Annotated in this window: 9 protein-coding genes; 7 read left to right on the forward strand and 2 right to left on the reverse strand. The window is 44.7% G+C overall.

Features of this window, described 5'->3' with window-relative positions:
* Positions 1 to 11 precede the first annotated feature (11 nt).
* The 7 genes from C8N47_RS13825 to C8N47_RS13855 all read left to right on the forward strand — a co-directional run bounded on the left by C8N47_RS13825 (position 12) and on the right by C8N47_RS13855 (position 15,032).
* Positions 12 to 2,261 carry a LamG-like jellyroll fold domain-containing protein gene (locus tag C8N47_RS13825; RefSeq protein WP_107823166.1) on the forward strand — a complete coding sequence of 750 codons (2,250 nt, stop codon included), beginning with the start codon at positions 12 to 14 and terminating at the stop codon, positions 2,259 to 2,261.
* 31 nt (positions 2,262 to 2,292) lie between these two features.
* Positions 2,293 to 5,403, forward strand: a complete 3,111-nt coding sequence (locus C8N47_RS13830; protein ID WP_211316140.1) for a SusC/RagA family TonB-linked outer membrane protein — start codon at positions 2,293 to 2,295, stop codon at positions 5,401 to 5,403.
* Between the two features lie 6 nt (positions 5,404 to 5,409).
* Positions 5,410 to 7,170: a RagB/SusD family nutrient uptake outer membrane protein gene (locus C8N47_RS13835; RefSeq protein ID WP_107823168.1), complete on the forward strand. Its 1,761-nt coding sequence runs from the start codon at positions 5,410 to 5,412 to the stop codon at positions 7,168 to 7,170.
* Positions 7,171 to 7,202: 32 nt separating this feature from the next.
* Positions 7,203 to 10,400 (forward strand): SusC/RagA family TonB-linked outer membrane protein, encoded by a 3,198-nt coding sequence (locus C8N47_RS13840; RefSeq protein WP_211316141.1) that lies wholly within the window; start codon positions 7,203 to 7,205, stop codon positions 10,398 to 10,400.
* A gap of 19 nt (positions 10,401 to 10,419) precedes the next feature.
* Entirely contained in the window at positions 10,420 to 12,231 is a 1,812-nt protein-coding gene (locus C8N47_RS13845; RefSeq protein ID WP_107823175.1) for a RagB/SusD family nutrient uptake outer membrane protein, read from the forward strand.
* Positions 12,232 to 12,397: 166 nt separating this feature from the next.
* Positions 12,398 to 14,005, forward strand: coding sequence for an arabinan endo-1,5-alpha-L-arabinosidase (locus C8N47_RS13850; protein WP_107823170.1), 1,608 nt, complete (start codon positions 12,398 to 12,400; stop codon positions 14,003 to 14,005).
* Positions 14,006 to 14,027: 22 nt separating this feature from the next.
* Positions 14,028 to 15,032: an arabinan endo-1,5-alpha-L-arabinosidase gene (locus tag C8N47_RS13855; RefSeq protein ID WP_211316142.1), complete on the forward strand. Its 1,005-nt coding sequence runs from the start codon at positions 14,028 to 14,030 to the stop codon at positions 15,030 to 15,032.
* 87 nt (positions 15,033 to 15,119) lie between these two features.
* Here the strand turns inward: C8N47_RS13855 and C8N47_RS13860 are convergent, their stop codons facing one another.
* Both C8N47_RS13860 and C8N47_RS13865 read right to left on the reverse strand, forming a co-directional pair.
* The gene (locus tag C8N47_RS13860; RefSeq protein WP_107823172.1) at positions 15,120 to 15,461 is read right to left on the reverse strand and encodes a hypothetical protein; all 342 of its coding nucleotides are present in this window, start codon (positions 15,459 to 15,461) and stop codon (positions 15,120 to 15,122) included.
* Between the two features lie 171 nt (positions 15,462 to 15,632).
* Positions 15,633 to 17,165 (reverse strand): alpha-N-arabinofuranosidase, encoded by a 1,533-nt coding sequence (locus C8N47_RS13865; protein ID WP_107823173.1) that lies wholly within the window; start codon positions 17,163 to 17,165, stop codon positions 15,633 to 15,635.
* Positions 17,166 to 17,368: the final 203 nt, after the last annotated feature.

A 17,368-nucleotide genomic window follows, 5' to 3' on the forward strand; every position in this document is an offset into this window, starting at 1 on the left:
AATTTTAATTTATGAATAAAAAAAACAGATCGATAATGATGCTTGTCATTCTTGGCTTATTGGGCTTATGGTCCTGCCAGGAATGGGGAGAGATGGATCCGCCCGCCGGGAACCAGGTTTTTCCGAAACTGGTTTTAAAGGGGGACTTTCGGTTTAGCGCAGAATTTCCTGAGGAAGTTACTTTAGGAGCGTTCGAAGGCGGAGTGAATCCGTCGATAATCGTAGATGATTCTCTTGGATATGTAGCCGGATTAAGCACTGGTTATATAAAAGTAGACAATCCTCTTTTTGACGCTTCTTTACAAAAAGGTTTTTCTCTTACCATCTGGGTAAAAGTTTCGGATACGAATCCGGACGATGCCGCACTGTTTTCTTTTTCTAACGACGAAGGAACAACATTGTATATGACAGAGAATGGCTCCCTAACTTATGCGACTTCTGAAGGAACTACTTCGAACAGTATATCCGAAGATTTATTTACAGCTAACGAATGGCATTATCTGGCAATCACGATTGAAACTGATGGCTATGTTGTGAATGTAGATGGCGTTGAAAAGTTAAACGTAACATCTTCAGGTATCGATTTTCAGCAAGTCATAGATGCAGTTCCATCTTTACGATCTTTTTATTTAGGTTATGGATCCGGAATTGCTCCGGATGCAATATGGATGGACAATATCAGGGTTTTTCGGAACCTTATTACGGCAGATTATATAGAAATTCCGGAGGTGATCAACGATGCTGGAATAGTTCTTCCAACGCCTGTTTATTACCAGAATTTTGAGTTTGGCCTAACTACCGAAACAATAATGGGGACAGGAGCTGTAGTAACTGATGACTCTGATGATAACCCCTATTTTGGAAAGGTGTATTATAACGCCGGTTCACCTGAAATCGCATTGCAACGGACTAATTACTTGCAATTGCCGAGTGATATCTTTTCTAAAGTTACAAACTCAGGAAGTAATGAAATGACAATTTCATTTTGGGTTAATAATGGCGAGGCTGCTTCTTCTTCCTATTATTGGAGTCCACTTTTTGCAGCTTACAATGCTGCTCCGGAGTCGGGAGCGAATTATCCTCCGTTCTTTGCTCTTCAGGCACGTCTTGCTACAATGATAAACACGAATGGTAAAGACAACGTTGGTGATAAATGGTGTGATTTTACAGATGCTCAAAACGATGCGGGTGAAAATACAGTAGATGTGACGTGGCTGGATGGCGATTGGCATTTTTACACAGCCGTTTGGACAACAACAACTGTTTCGATATATGTTGACGGAGTCGCTAAAAATACTTGGACTGTTGATGGATCTTCAGCCGGTAATTTCATTTCTTCTCCAATGACAGAAGGCTCTTTGCTTCAATATATCTGTTTAGGTGGAAACCAAGGGTGGACTTGGGGCGATCCGGATGTGCCGTATAAATTTGATGATGTCGCTATTTATTCAGAGGCTCTTTCTGTAACTCAAATAGAACAAATAATTTCTGAAAAATACACACACCCAGATGTCCTTCCGACACCTGTTTATGCTCAGGATTTTGAAAATGGTTTAACATCAGAACAAATAGTCGGCTCAGGTGAAATTGTTGCTGATGACTCTGACGACAGTCAGCATTTTGGACAAGTATTTTACAATGTTGGTGCTAATGGTACTGAAGCTCAGAGATCCAATTATTTGCTATTACCAAGCAATGTCTTTTCTAATATTACCAACGCTCAGACGAATGAAATGACCATTTCTTTTTGGGTAAACCAGGGGACTGCTGATACCGGATTTAATTGGTATCCTATGTTTTCTGCTTACGGGGCGGCGCCTGTTGATAATTCAAATACAACACCAATGATGATTTTACAGTCAAGACTTGTGGCACAAGTGAATTGCCCGGGCGGAGAATGGTGTGATTTTACAGATTCTCAAAATGATGAAGGTGTAAATTATGCCGTTAACGATTGGTTGCACGATGGAGCATGGCATTTTTACACTGCAGTGTGGACATCAACAACGCTAACTATTTATGTTGACGGTGTTGTCCGAAATAGTTGGACTGTTGATGGTGTAACAACGGACGGAGAATACATTTCAGGACCATTAACACAAGGTAATTTACTTCCTTATGTTTGCTTAGGCGGTAACCAGGCTTGGAATTGGGGCGATAATGATCCTTCATACAAGTTTGACGATGTCGCTATTTATTCTGTAGCTCTTTCCGAAAGTCAAATAGCAGATATCATGACTGCAAAATATGCAACCGAATAATCTTAAGTCAAGATAACCAATTATGAAAAGAATGAGAACTTATATAACACCATGCCGTCGGTTGATCGGTATGATGATAACACTGATGTTTTTACTGACCGGGCAAAATTTGTTTGCCCAGTCGGTAAAAGTGAACGGTGTTGTCAAAGACGAGACCGGAGAAACCGTTATTGGTGCCACAGTGGTTGAAAAAGGAACAACCAACGGCGCAATAACTGATTTTAACGGAGAATTCCACCTTACACTTAGCAGTAGCGATGCGACCCTGCAAGTGAGTTTTATTGGATACACGCTTCAGGAAATTGCGTTGAATGGGCAAACACAGTTCAATGTCGTCTTAGAAAAAGAAGATAAGCAACTGGACGAAGTGGTGGTGGTTGGATACGGCGCTCAGAAAAAGGAAAGTATTGTTGGAGCGATTTCTCAATTATCCTCCGACGAAATCCTGAGTTCGCCGGCAGCCAATATCACCCAAGCCATTTCCGGTAAAATTCCCGGTGTGGTTACTTCGCAAACTTCAGGTGCTCCGGGGGCCGACGATGCGCAGATCTATATCCGCGGCCGCGCTACTTTTGCGGGAGACGGACAGCCGCTTGTGTTGGTTGACGGTGTGGAACGCTCTTTTTCGCAAATAGCTCCCGACGATATTCAGGCCATATCTGTATTGAAGGATGCCTCGGCAACAGCCGTATATGGGGTGCGCGGTGCAAACGGCGTGATCCTGGTGACAACCAAACGCGGTCGCGATCAAAAACCCGTGGTCAGCCTTACGGCTAACTGGCAATCGCAAAGCCCTACGCGCGAAAATACTTACCTGAACTCATACCAGTCGGTTCTGCTGTTGGAAGAAGCTTTGGCGAACGACAATCTTCCTTCTCAGTTTTCAACATCCGACATTGAGATGTATCGTAAATCTTCTGCCGGAGAGTTAAGTGGTGTCGATGCCATGCTTTATCCGAATGTTGATTGGTACGATACAATTTTACGTTCTTCGGCTCCTGCGCAGCGCTACAATGTGAACATACAGGGCGGAACCAAAAGAATGCGCTACTTTACATCCGGCGAATTTTACGATCAACAAGGCTTGTACAAAGACTTAAGCGAGGATAAGTACGGAAATAAATCCAATACGAGTTTCCGCAGATATGCTTTTCGTGCAAACCTCGATTTCTTATTGACACAGGACCTTACAGCGTCCATCAATTTCGGAACACGCTTCGAAGAACGTAACGGGCCAAATACTTCTGAAAGCTCTTCTTATAGTGAAGTATTTTATGAATTGAACCATACGCCGGGATGGCTTTTCCCGGTAAGTTACACCATTCCGGATGGTGAGTCCGAAAAAGTATTGTATGGCGGTAGCTCGCAATATCAAAACAACATTGCTGCACGATTGGCCAAAGCCGGTTTTTATAAAGCGACCAACACCATCAGTGAAACCAACTTTATTTTGGACTACAAAATGGATTGGTTAACCGAAGGTTTAAAAGCCAAAGCAATGATGTCTTTCGACTATGATGGCTATTATAACCGTCGCTTTACAGCAGACTTCGCGACTTACGAACTGAATGACAGAACGAATTACGAATCGGTTGATGCGTACAACAAGTTTAACAGTGATACTGAATTGGCTTATGCGGGAAATAATCAGACGACTACCTGGAAGCTTTATTTTGAATATCAATTGAACTATGCACGAAAATTTGGCAAGCACGATGTCTCGGCGATGATGCTCTATAACCAGAACGACTATCGCTACCAGGCCGAGTTGGCACAGCGCTATCAAGGTTTAGTCGGACGTGTTACCTATGGTTACGACGATCGTTACCTGCTGGAAGTCAATGCTGGTTACAACGGTTCCGAAAACTTCATGAAAGGAAAACGTTTCGGATTTTTCCCGTCGTTTTCAGTTGGCTGGAGAATCAGTAACGAAGAGTTCATGAGTTCAACCGAAGACTGGCTGGACAACCTCAAAATCAGAGCTTCTTACGGACAGGTTGGTAACGATATCTACTTGGTGAATGGCGTGAAACAACGCTTCCTGTATGAGCAAAAATGGTCGCAAATCGGGAACGATTATTACTTTGGAACAACCGGATATACTGGTATTTACGAAGGACAATACCCCAATTACGGTGTTACCTGGGAACGGGCCAATAAATACAACCTTGGGATTGAATTTACCGCATTCGATCGTTTAATCAGCGGTAACATCGATTTATTCAGCGAAAAGCGAAACAATATCCTGACCGAGTTCCTCACTCGTCCGGAGTGGGTTGGTGTAACCATGGCTGCCGGAAACCTGGGGGAAACAAAGAATAGCGGTTACGAAATTGAATTGAAACATTCGAATAAGATTGGCTCGGATTTCAACTACAATGTCGGGCTAACTTATGCTCATGCTAAAAATGAGATCAAGAATATGGATGAGCCCGACTTAAAAACCGATTACCGCAAGCGGGAAGGGCAGTCGATTGGGCAGTATTTTGGTTTGCTGTGTGATGGATTCATAACAGCTGCCGATTTGGCAAACCCCGACCTTCCAATTTCAACCTATGGCGATGTTCAGGTTGGCGATTTGAAATATCGTGATATGAATAGCGACGGCTTTATTGATGACCGAGACGAAACCATGATCGGTTTCAGCAATGTGCCGGAAAACACCTACTCACTAACACTGGGCTGCGATTATAAAGGATGGGGTTTCAGTGTTATGTTCCAGGGAGTTGACCACGTGAGCCGCTACTACGATGCCGAAGCGATGTACGCTTTTGTGGATGGTGGTAAAGTGAAAGAACATCACCTTAACCGTTGGGATCCTTCCCAAACAGAGGCTTATAACCTGGCCAACGCCAAATATCCGCTCTTGCATTACGACAGTAATGGAGATCATAACCAGCAATTAAATTCCTATTTCCTGCAAAACGGGGCTTTTGTCCGCTTGAAAAATATCGAAGTCAGTTATACGCTTCCCAAAAGGTGGATAAAAACGGTTGGTATGAGCGATTGCCGGTTGTATGTGAATGCAAATAACCTAATTACCTGGGATCATCTGGATGATGTTTCGGATCCGGAAAGCAACGGATCGAACCGCTATCCGATTATGAAAACAGTTAACTGTGGCGTTAATTTAAAATTCTAACAAGTCATGAAGAAGATTTTATTAAATATAATTGGCTTATTGGGGATCTCAGCCGTAACACTGACCTCTTGCGAAGACATGTTTGGCGACTTTCTGGATAAGCAACCGAGTAATGAGTTAACCGAAGAACAGGTTTTTGGCGACTGGGAAACGACCAAACAGTTCCACTTTGACACCTATAATTTTTTACGCCACGGTGCCGGACGAATCAACGGATCATGGTTGGATGCAGCATCCGATTTAGCCGAGACCAGTTTCTCAAGTGGGGGCGTTCGTTCTACCTTTAATATCGGGAACTATTACGGCAGTGCCGGAGCTAGTGAGCTGACAGCAACCTGGGAGCATTACTATCGTGGCATTCGTAAATGTAATATGATCCTGACACGCATCGACAGCGTTCCGCAGGCATCCGATTTAAGTGACGAAAAGTACGAAATCGATAAATTGAACTATAAATCAGAAGCTCGTTTTCTGCGTGCTTTCTTTTATTGGGAAATGTTCCTGCGATACGGACCGATTCCAATCGTAACCGATGTGCTTGATCCGGATGGCGACTTATTGAGTAACTACACAACACGTCCTACGGTTAAAGAGTACGTAGTCGATTTTATTTTGGACGAATTGGAAGATTGCGAGGCGGGATTAATGTCCTACGATGATGGTGTAAAATCTGCAAATGCCGGCCGAATCAGTAGGCCAATGGCAAGAGCCTTATATTCCCGAATCATGCTTTACATGGCAAGCGATCGTTACAGCAGCGAGTCGGGTATTACCTGGGATGAAGCTGCTTATGCCGCCAAAAGTTTTATTGAAGATTATGGGGATAATTACGGCCTGTTCGTTGCCGCTGATGGGAAAACAGCCTACACCAATTCGATTTTACGCACACAGTATGAAGGCCAAAATAACGAAGTGATCTTCTACCGCAACGATGTGAGAGTTGGCTGGAGCGCTATCGTAGATGACACTCCGGTGGGTGAAGGTGGAAACGGAGGCTTATGCCCTTCGCAAAACCTGGTCGATATGTATGATATGGCCGATGGCTCGTCTCCCTTTGCCGAATATGATGAAACCGGAGCTCCTGTATATAACGGCACGGCAACACCTGCGATTAACACGGCAAGTGATTATTCCGATGACGATCCATGGGCTAACCGAGATCCTCGTCTCGCAGCAACCGTATTATACCAGGGTGTGAGCTGGGGGAACGGAACAATCAATGTAATAAAGGGACAACGCGACAACCCGGTGGGTAATGCCAATGCTACTCCAACAGGATATTATGTGCGTAAGTACATCCCTGCGAATATATTAAGTGCGGTACACACCGGTTCCAGCTATCGGAACTGGATTATCATCCGTTATGCCGAGATTCTGCTGAATTACGCCGAAGCCATGAACGAAGTGGAAGGGCCGTCAACTAAAGTGTACGACGCTTTGGATGCCGTTCGTCACCGTGCCGGGATTACCGGGAATGTTGAAGATCGCTCGGACTTGACCTCCTCGAAAGAGAATATGCGGAACTTCATCAGAAAAGAACGAGCGGTGGAATTTGCATTCGAAGAACAACGGTTTTGGGATGTTCGTCGTTGGAACGTGGCTACCAAAGCGCTTTCGCGTGATATTTACGGGGTAGAAGTCGCTGCTGATGGCTCTGTTTCACGAAAGGTAGCCCAAAGCCGGGTATTCGAAAATAAAATGTACCTCTATCCGATTCCGGAGGCCGAAGTTTGGAAAACCGATATTGAAAACAACCCAGGGTGGTAATCCTTAAATTGAGTTATACTATGCATAATATAATGAAATATATAAGTAATAATCTGGCAGGAGCTTTTAAGCTTATGCTGATGGGAATACTCTTCCTGACTGCGCTAACAACTTATGCGCAAGAGGAAAAGGTCTTAACAGGACGTATTGTTGATCCCGCAGGAAATCCAATTTCCGGTGTTGTTGTAAATGTCGCCGAATCAAGTCGGATTGTCTTATCTGATCAGGATGGTAATTTTAGCCTGACCAAAGTGAAAGACAGCGATGAGATTATCTTTACGGGTGAAGGTTATAAAAACACATCGGAAACAGCTGTTTTTGGCGGCAGCTTTGAAGTAGTAATGGAGCCTGATTTGGATGAATATGCGCACACCACCCCGGTTGCTTTCGGTCGGAAGCAAGAGAAGTTGGTTACAGAGGCTACCTCTTCGGTTACCGGTGAGGAGCTGGAGCATTTCCCCATAACCGTATTGCAAAACGCTTTCACATCAACGGTTAACGGTGTGGAAACTTACGAGTGGGCGAGCGAACCGGGTTGGTCCGAAACAGCGATCTATATTCGTGGTTTAAGAACGATGAACAGCAGCGCTCGTGCGCCGCTGGTGATTGTGGATGATGTTGAGCGGGATCTGTCATTCCTGGATGCCTATCCAATCGAAAAAATCACCATCCTGAAAGATGCTGCATCGACTGCCATTTATGGTATGCGGGGAGCTAACGGTGCCATTGTGGTAACGACCAAACGTGGCGAAGAAGGACGAACTAAAATTACCATCAATCAGGAGGTTGGCGTGCAAACACTAACCGGAAAGATGGAGACGCAGAACTCGTACAACATGGCGTTGACCCGTAACCAGGTCAGATACCTGGACGGAAAAGACCCCTTGTATACCGATGAGCAAATTGAGATGTATCGTCGGGTGAGCAATGGCGAGAAGCTGACCGGAATGGATCAGTATAAATATTTCAATACCAACTGGTATGACGAACTTTACCGGGAAACCGCGCCGACTACCAAAACCAATGTTTCGCTTAGTGGCGGTAACAAAACGGCCCGCTATTATGTGTCGTTGTCTCATCTGTATCAGTCGGGTATGTGGAATGATAAATGGACCGAGTATAACAAAGACTTTAGTACGCAGCATAAGCTGAATCGCTACAATCTTCGTTCAAATATTGATATCGATGTCAACAAATACCTGAATGTGTCTCTGGACCTGGGAGGCCGTATCGATAACATCTCGCAGCCACTGACCGGCGTATTTAGCATCGTAACATTTGGTGCTGTTGAAGCCAACCCAATGGAGCCTGTATACAACCCCGATGGAACAATATATGCTTCCAGTACTGCCGCTAACGCAGGACGTTTGTTGGCTTCTTCCGGGATCAACAAGAACCGTCGCCGGAACTTGTACAGTACCGTTAATTTAACGGGTAACCTGGACGAGCTGATACCCGGATTGAAAGCGAATGCAATTGTCAGTTTCGACTCCTACGAAACATTTATGGCTTATCAGTCCAATAATGTGAATTCATACAATTATGATTATACCAGCGATGTAAACGATGTGTCTGAATATACCTACACGCGTTTTTCAACTTATTCCGCGTTGTCAAACCCAACGACTTCGCCTCGCGACTATTATTACAATATCAACATGAGGGCCGGACTGGCGTACGATCATAAATTCGGGAAACATGCGGTGAATGCTCAGGCATTTGTTCGCACCTACAAAAACGTGTCCCATGGTTCGGAATCGTCTAATCGGTTCTTGTCTTACAACGGACAAGCCACCTATGTGTACGACAACCGATATATTTTATCGGGAAATGTGTCATATATGGGATGTGATAACTTTGCCGAAGGGGAACGTTTTGGGGTATTCCCCGGTGGTTCTGTCGGCTGGGTCCTGTCGGAGGAATCGTGGTTGGATAATGCCAATATCAGCCTGTTAAAGCTGAGAGCTTCTTATGGCCGTGCCGGACAATCGACTACCGGAGCCGGCAGATATCCTTATCAAGGTACTTATGCTTCTGGTACCGGCTATTCGTTTGGTACTTCTCAGTCCTATATTTCCGGGGTATACGAAAGTAAAGCCGGTAACTACAACAGCAAATGGGAAATCTCGGATATGGCGAATTTGGGACTGGATTTTGATTTTTTCCACAAAAAATTGTTCGGTACAGTTGACGTGTTTAAAGAATGGCGTTCCAATATCTTGGTGGAACGTTCTACTGTTCCTACTCTTTTGGGGGTTACAGCACCTGACGATTCGTATGGTAAGGCCGAAAGCCGGGGTTTTGAATTGTCGCTTGGACATCAGAATAATATCGGAGATTTTAAATACTACATCCAAGGGCAGTTAACCTGGAATACCAACAAAATTACAGAGATGGATGAGTTGGAACCCAACGTTGAATGGCAGCGCAAAACAGGTAAACGGATTTACGACAACACCTCCGTTGCGGCATTGTACGAAAGTTCATTTAACAACACCGTTGGGGGATGGAACATTTATAAGTTTGAACAATGGGCCAGCGATCCGGACAAAATTGCCACCAGTCACGAAGATGCAATTGCCAACCCCGATAAATACCCTTATCACACGGCTTCGGGTACAGGCCAGCCTTTGGGTACTGCTGTTTTTAAAGATCTGGACGGAGACCGAAAAATTGATTCAAACGATATGACTCCGGACTCTTATACCATGATCCCGGAATTGTTACCCTCGTTGAATGTCGGATTTGAATGGAAAGGCTTCGATGCCCGCGTGATCATGACTGCTTATTTAAATCGCTCGGTCTTCCTGTCGCCATCAATCAGTTATTCGGGCTGGAGTAATATGGGAACCCACGAGGTTACGAAAGCCTGGGGCTATTATACGGACGATCCAAGCGATTCGCGTAACATTAATGCGCTTTATCCACGGCCTACTTATGGCGGGTTCAATGCAATTGACAGCGACCGGGGATCGGGAACTTACCAAAACGATATCTGGGTTAGAAACGGAAATTTCTTATCACTGCGTAATGTCGAGGTCGGTTATTCATTGCCGAAGTCTTTAATTTCTAAAATTAATATGACTCAATGTCGAATCTACTTTAGCGGATACAACTTGCATACATTCAGTGATCTTCCGAAAGGTGTCGATCCGGAAAAGCCGATGAGTTACGTGTGGTGGTACCCGAAGACCCGTACTTTCTCAATGGGTGTAAAAATTGGTTTCTAACTTGAAAAACGAAATTAAAATGAATAAGTTAACATTATATATTGCAGGTGCGTTGCTTACGCTTGGCTTGTCCTCGTGCAGCACCTACCTTGATAAAGAATACGATATTTCGTTAGCTGAAGAACAGGTGTTCTCGAACCAGGAGAATACCCGTGGCTTCCTGGCGAATATTTACACCAACCTGCCGGATGGGTTCAGCGGCTATACCAACGGTCAGTTTTTGGGCGCTTCCCGCGACTGTATGACTGACAACGCGATTTCGTATTGGAACGTGCACTATTACCACGGTGTATTGACCGACAGTTATGACGCAACCAATCACCCCCTCATCTTCTTTTGGTCTGACAACCTCAGTGCAATTCGAAAAGCGAATCAGTTTTTGAAAAATGCGCAGGAGTCAGTAATTGGTAATGCCGAAAAAGATGGCGATGATGATCGTTTGTTCGATCGGAATATGGCCGAAGCCAAGTTGTTACGCGCCATCTTTCATTTTGAACTGGTTCGCTGGTTTGGAGCTGCTCCGATTATTGGCGAAGACGAAAACGGTACGCCAATTGTATTCGATTTGGGTAATTCAGGAGCAATGAACATGGAGCGTACCAATGCTGCCGATGCCTTGAAGTGGATTGCCGATCAATGTGATTTGGTGAAAGATGAATTGCCCTTCCGTTACGAAAACGAGACCGAAAACTGGGGCCGTATGAACGGCGCAGCAGCTTATGCGCTGAAATCACGTGCGCTTCTTTATCGTGCCTCAGCCTTGAATAATCCGGATAATAATTCAAGCTACTGGACTGAAGCTGCACAGGCCGCGAAGGACTTTATCAGCGTTAATAATCAACAAAGTAATCCGTATCAACTGTACAATACCGGAAATCCGGACAACGACTACTACGAATGCTTTGTCACAACTCCAACCTTGAACAATGAGTTCATTCTTTGTCGTTCTACCTGGACAACAAACGAGATTGAAGCGTTCCTGGCTCCTTGTGGATTTGGTGGATCGCTAAACTCAGTGGGTCGTACCAATCCAACCCAAAATTTGGTTGATTGTTATGAAACCAAGAATGGTTTACCAATTGATGAAGATCCATCCTACGATGAGCAGAATCCGTATGCTAATCGCGATCCTCGTTTGGAGCAGACAATACTTCACCATGGTTCCATGTGGGGCGATGTAGAACAGGAAGAGTATCGTGCTGTCGATGTTTCCAGTCCTGATGGTATCGACTACCAGGAACTTCATGGTGGTACATTAACCGGATACTACACGAAAAAATTCCTGAACAATATTTCGTTTAAAAATCCGACTACACCGATTCATGCCTGGCCAATATTCCGGTACGGCGAAATTTTGTTGAATGCCGCAGAAGCCGTTAACGAGTCCGAAGGGCCAAGTGCCGCGTACACCTACGTTAATCAACTTCGCGAACGAGTTGGAATGCCGGCTTATTCGGGAATGACAAAAGACGAGCTGCGTGAAAGAATTCGAAATGAACGACGGATTGAACTTTGCTTCGAGGATCATCGATTCTTTGACGAGCGCCGCTGGAAGATATTCGAAGGGCAAACTGTTAGCGCGGAGAAGGGAAATCCCTATTACCAACAGTTCTACAATTTGTATGGGGTAACTGTAACCAATGCGGACAACCCTGTTTACGAATACGGACCAGCCGACGTGCATCCGACTCGCTCATTTACAAGTCCGAAAAACTACTTGTTCCCATTGCCGGATGATGAAGTGAAACGTGCACCTAAGTTGAAGCAAAACCCCGGTTGGGAACTTGCTGCATCGTCCGAGGAAGAAGTTGCGGACAACACCGACGAATAGTCTTCAATAAATACTTAAAGAGCGTAAAAGGTAACCATTCCTTTTACCGCTTTTTAAGATCAATCACAGGATTCTGCTGCTTTTGCAGACGGCTTTTAGTGCGTCAATTCCGGCTGGTGAATTGAGAGACAGTTTTTTATTTAGAATTGAAAATAGATACCACACTATGAGAAAAAGTTTATTTATGGCCTCTATGGCACTAATTGTCGTGGCTTATTCCTGTAAGGACGATGAGGTGAGTTCTGACTTGCCCGTGATAGAGGAGGAAGAACAACAAGATGTACTTGCCGACTATAAGGGGCCAGTGTATGCCGATGACTATTCAGCAATCGCTTCCTGGGAGAATAGAAGCAGCTGGAATTTGGCAAATGTACATGATCCCAGTGTTGTTTCCGACGGGAAGTATTACTATATGTATGGAACCGATGCTTCGTACGGAAATGCACTCGAAGGGCACGGGCACTTTCCGTACAAGAAATCGAAAGATCTTGTAAACTGGGACTTCGAAGGGACGGCCATGGCAGCAACGCCTGACTGGGTTAAGGATACACTCAATAACATGCGAACAAGGGTAGGGCTCGATCCAATTGCAGATCCTGTTTTTGGGCACTGGGCACCGGTAGTGCGTAAAGTTGGCGACAAATACCGGATGTACTACAGCATTGTGGTTGATAATTTTATTGGGAACGGATTACCGAATACAGAGGCAAACTTTGACAATACCTGGACCGAACGCGCATTTATCGGGATGATGGAAACTTCCAGTCCCTTGCTGAATGACTGGGAAGATAAAGGAATGGTCGTATGTTCGGTGTCAGATCGCGGAACAGATTGGAGCCGGTCTTCAACTGGTGACTGGAGTGGCTATTTTAAATACAATGCCATCGACCCGTCATTGGTCGTTACCCCGGAAGGCGAGCACTGGCTTGTTTACGGTTCGTGGCACAGCGGCATTGCAGCTCTTCAGTTGAATCCCGAAACCGGTCTTCCTTTAAATGAATTTGATGTTAATGATGAATCGACCTGGGGCACAACGATTTATACACGGAATAGCTCTTCGAGATGGCAAGCTTCTGAAGGACCGGAAATTATTTACAATGAAGAAACGGACTACTACTATTTGTTTTTAGCCTACGACGAACTTTCGGTAGCTTATAATACCCGCGTCTGTCGTTCACGGAATATTACCGGTCCTTATGAAGGTTTTGACGGCTCTGCGGTTATAGGAAAAGATTGTTTCCCAATTATTACTCATCCTTATGCTTTTAACAACCATTCCGGATGGGTGGGAATTTCGCACTGCTGTGTCTTTCAGAATGAAGAAACCGGTGATTGGTATTATTCATCGCAAGGACGCCTGCCAGCAAATACCAATAGCAATGCTTACAGTAATGCCATAATGATGGGGCATGTGCGTAAAATTCGCTGGACTGAAGATGGTTGGCCTGTTGTAATGCCCGAAAGATACACGGCAGTGCCGGAGAAAGAAATTACCGAAGATGAATTCGTCGGAAGTTGGGAGCAAATTACACTCAATTATGCCCGGGGAACACAACAAAGCTCAGTTGCCTTAAGCTTATCATCAGATCATAAGGCTACAGGCGCATTAACCGGAACATGGTCTTTTGATGCTGCAAATAAGGTGCTGACTATTGGCAGTCTTGAGTTGTGTGTAGAACGCGAACTCGATTGGGAAGCATCGCCGCGAGAGCTGACAATTGTTTTCTCCGGTTTAAATTCTTCCGGAGTTTCAATCTGGGGAAAGAAGAATTAATTCAAGCAAAGATTTAGAAGATATGAGAATTGTAAATGTTTCAAGCTACTCGTGGATGTTGTTGCTTGGTTTATTGTTCTGCGTGGAATCACTTAGCGCGCAGTCCATCATTGTACACGATCCGGTGATGATTCGCGAAAATTCAAAATATTACTTGTTTGCCACAGGGCAGGGGATTGATGTTTGGTCGTCGGCCGATATGAAAAACTGGAACAAGGAAAAAGCCGTATTCGCTGTTGCCCCACAATGGGCTGTCGATGCGGTTCCCGGATTTACCGGGCATATTTGGGCTCCCGATATTTCGTATCACAACGGACGGTATTATTTGTATTATTCGGTCTCTGCTTTTGGGAAAAATACCTCCTGCATTGGTGTGGCAACCAACAAAACACTCGATCCGGACGATCCCGAATTTCAGTGGGTTGACCACGGAAAGGTAGTTCAGTCTTACCCCGGAAAAAACAACTGGAATGCCATCGATCCCAATCTGATATTGGATGAAGAGGGAACACCATACTTGTTTTTTGGTTCGTTTTGGGACGGCCTGCAGCGGGTGAAATTGAACAGCGATTTAGTATCGGTTGCCGAAGATTTGGATTCAATTTCAACCGTGGCATCACGAAAAGCAGCCAAGGAAGATCCGACTTCACTGTCGGCAGACGCTGGTGAAAATGCCATCGAGGCTCCGTTTGTCTTCAAGAAAGGAGACTATTATTATTTATTTGCCTCGATCGACTACTGTTGCCGAGGAGTCAAGAGTACTTATAAGATGATTGTCGGTCGGTCGAAAAATTTAACCGGCCCGTTTAACGATAAAGCTGGTACCGACATGGCGCATGGTGGCGGGACAATCGTTCTGAAAGGCGACAAGAACTGGCATGGCGTGGGACATAATGCCGTTGTGCGTTTCGATGGGAAAGACTATCTCGTTTTTCACGGCTACGATGCAAAGGATGGCGGTCATCCGAAGTTGCTGATTCGAGAAATTAGTTGGGACAGAGAGCAATGGCCAACAGCCAAGTTGTAAAAAAGTACACGCAATTCCGTAATAAAAGAGGCTATCCGTATATTTTCGGGTAGCCTCTCATTATTATTGCGAGCTTCAGTAAATCGCCTAGTTTGAAAAGGATAGTGATAACAGTTCTTTGTGGTACAATGGTTTCAGATCGCGAACAATACGTGCCGCCTGCTGATCTCCTTCCAGAGCTTCTTCCTGCTTAGTCAGGTAATATTGAAACGAGAAGTTGAGCATTTGATTGATCTTCGGATCAACGAAAGCATGAATATGATCCAAAAGCTCCGCACTCCGTTTTAAGTCTTGCTGAAAAAGCGCATCTTCTTTTTCATTGCGTGCTTTCATCGCTACTAACTGGTGAACCGAACGGTATGCCCGGATGAATTCATTCAAGTTAATTTGTGGCTTGCTGGCCTGTCTGGCTATCTTTACATATTTCATGGCGTATAACTTTAAATTAACACTGGGTGATGTTGTCTTAACAAATTTATGACAAAATGATTATTCGCCGGTTCTGAAAAAAGATGTTAAAGAATATACCTACAGCTATTTAAGAGCATAAAAAAAGGTGCCCTTGCGAGGCACCTTTGGGCATTGGATGTCAACCAATGTTTATTGTAATTGAACCAGTACAACCGACTTTGCCGGAAGTTCCAGGCTCAGTTTCCCGTCTTTCGGTTTCTTAACGTTAAAGTTTTGCAGGTTAACTCTCTCATCCTGATCAAAATCGTTATAGTCGTTCATATTTTGGCTGGTGATGATTTGACCGCTGGCAGTTGTCAAATTCAATCCCGTTAGGTTGATGTCGAGTTTTTCAGCTTTTTCCGGATTCAGATTACAAAGTGTAATGGACACTTTCCCGTCTTTGAGCGAGGCCGAAGCACTGATTGCCGGTACTTTGTTGCCGTCGAGTTCATAGTCTTCGCAGTCGATGTGCATCGGAAGCAACTGGGCATCCTGGTGTACTGCGTACATTTTGAATACAAAGTAGGTTGGAGTGAGCACCATTTGATCTTCTTTGGTCAGGATCACCGACTGCAATACATTCACCATTTGGGCGATGTTGGCCATTTTTACCCGATCGGCATGATTGTTGAAAATGTTGAGGTTGATACCGGCAACCAAGGCATCGCGCAAGGTATTTTGCTGATACAAAAATCCCGGGTTGGTGCCTTCTTCAACATTAAACCAGTCGCCCCACTCGTCAACGATCAAGCCAATTTTCTTTTCAGGGTCGTATTTGTCCATAATGGCCGAATGTTTGGTAATCAGCTCATCCATTCGGAGCGTTCTGTTCAAAACGGAGAACCACTCTTTTTCGCCAAAGTCGGTTGCCGAACCTTTGTTTCCCCATGAGGTGGTAAAGGTATAGTAGTGCAACGAAACACCCTGTACCAGCTGACGGTGGCGTGTTGTCTTTTGCATTAAAACGTCCATCCAGTTGTAGTCGTCCACGTTGGGGCCCCCGGCAATGCGGTACAGGTCGCCATGGCAATAAGTCGCAAAGCGGTTGTACAAGTCAGCATAATATTCCGGTGTCATGTTGCCCCCGCAGCCCCAGTTTTCGTTCCCGATTCCCCAGAATTTAACATCCCATGGTTTTTCGCGTCCGTTTTTTTTACGCAGGTCGGTCATCGGGCTTACGTTCGATGAGGTCACATATTCGACCCATTCCGAAGCTTCCTGAACAGTTCCCGAACCAACATTGATGTTTACGTAAGGCTCGGCGTCAATTAACTCGCAAAAATTCAGGAACTCATGTGTTCCAAAACTGTTGTCTTCGGTCACACCTCCCCAGTTTACATTGACAATGGACGGACGTTCGTGTTTGGGGCCAATACCGTCTTTCCAGTGGTAGGTGTCGGCAAAACATCCTCCGGGCCAGCGGAGTAGGGGAATGTGCATATCTTTTAGTGCTCCCATTACATCTTCGCGGTATCCCTGAATATTGGGAATGTCGGAATCTTCACCAACGTAGATTCCTCCGTAGATACAGCGTCCAAGGTGTTCGGCAAAATGGCCGTAAATTTCTTTACTGATTGTCGTCCTGGCCTCGGCGGCGTTTAGATTAATTGAATTTTGAGCGGATAGTGTTCCTGTAAATAATAGCAGAAACAGGACTAGTAAACTTCTGTTTTTGTTCATGATTTAGTTATTGAATGATCTTCCAAATTTAATAAAAGTAGGTAATACTTTTATCATTTGTGTTTTAAAACTTACTGATTCCGGAGATTGGAAGCTCAACGAGAAAAGGTATCCGTCTCCACGATAACGTATAGGCTTTCGGGATTATTCTTTCGATTTTCACATCCTTGATGTTTCACAAAAAAAAGGATGTACTATGATTT

Origin of the sequence: Mangrovibacterium marinum (genome assembly GCF_003046625.1) — a bacterium.
Lineage (GTDB): Bacteria > Bacteroidota > Bacteroidia > Bacteroidales > Prolixibacteraceae > Mangrovibacterium > Mangrovibacterium marinum.

What these genes read in the sequence shown, in the direction of transcription:
- C8N47_RS13840 (WP_211316141.1), top strand. Translation starts at nt 7,203, where the DNA reads ATGAAATATATAAGTAATAATCTGGCAGGAGCTTTTAAGCTTATGCTG.
- C8N47_RS13830 (WP_211316140.1), top strand. Translation starts at nt 2,293, where the DNA reads ATGAGAACTTATATAACACCATGCCGTCGGTTGATCGGTATGATGATA.
- C8N47_RS13865 (WP_107823173.1), bottom strand. Translation starts at nt 17,165, where the DNA reads ATGAACAAAAACAGAAGTTTACTAGTCCTGTTTCTGCTATTATTTACA.
- C8N47_RS13850 (WP_107823170.1), top strand. Translation starts at nt 12,398, where the DNA reads ATGAGAAAAAGTTTATTTATGGCCTCTATGGCACTAATTGTCGTGGCT.
- C8N47_RS13860 (WP_107823172.1), bottom strand. Translation starts at nt 15,461, where the DNA reads ATGAAATATGTAAAGATAGCCAGACAGGCCAGCAAGCCACAAATTAAC.
- C8N47_RS13835 (WP_107823168.1), top strand. Translation starts at nt 5,410, where the DNA reads ATGAAGAAGATTTTATTAAATATAATTGGCTTATTGGGGATCTCAGCC.
- C8N47_RS13825 (WP_107823166.1), top strand. Translation starts at nt 12, where the DNA reads ATGAATAAAAAAAACAGATCGATAATGATGCTTGTCATTCTTGGCTTA.
- C8N47_RS13855 (WP_211316142.1), top strand. Translation starts at nt 14,028, where the DNA reads ATGAGAATTGTAAATGTTTCAAGCTACTCGTGGATGTTGTTGCTTGGT.
- C8N47_RS13845 (WP_107823175.1), top strand. Translation starts at nt 10,420, where the DNA reads ATGAATAAGTTAACATTATATATTGCAGGTGCGTTGCTTACGCTTGGC.